This window comes from Pseudomonas sp. P7758 (genome assembly GCF_013386485.1).
GTDB lineage: Bacteria > Pseudomonadota > Gammaproteobacteria > Pseudomonadales > Pseudomonadaceae > Aquipseudomonas.
Genome location: NZ_JACARS010000301.1, coordinates 1 through 312, shown reverse-complemented (window position 1 = coordinate 312; position 312 = coordinate 1). Strand labels below are relative to the sequence as shown.

Below are 312 nucleotides of genomic sequence, written 5' to 3'. Positions count from 1 at the left end.
ATCGCTAGTAATCGCGAATCAGAATGTCGCGGTGAATACGTTCCCGGGCCTTGTACACACCGCCCGTCACACCATGGGAGTGGGTTGCACCAGAAGTAGCTAGTCTAACCTTCGGGGGGACGGTTACCACGGTGTGATTCATGACTGGGGTGAAGTCGTAACAAGGTAGCCGTAGGGGAACCTGCGGCTGGATCACCTCCTTAATCGACGACATCAGCTGCTCCATAAGTTCCCACACGAATTGCTTGATTCATTGAAGAAGACGATAAAGAAGCAGCCCGAAATTGGGTCTGTAGCTCAGTTGGTTAGAGC

General features: G+C 52.2%; 1 rRNA gene. It reads left to right on the top strand.

The features are described 5' to 3' along the window. Positions 1-203 (top strand): 16S ribosomal RNA (locus HX873_RS31610); the annotation flags it as partial. Positions 204-312 lie beyond the last annotated feature (109 nt).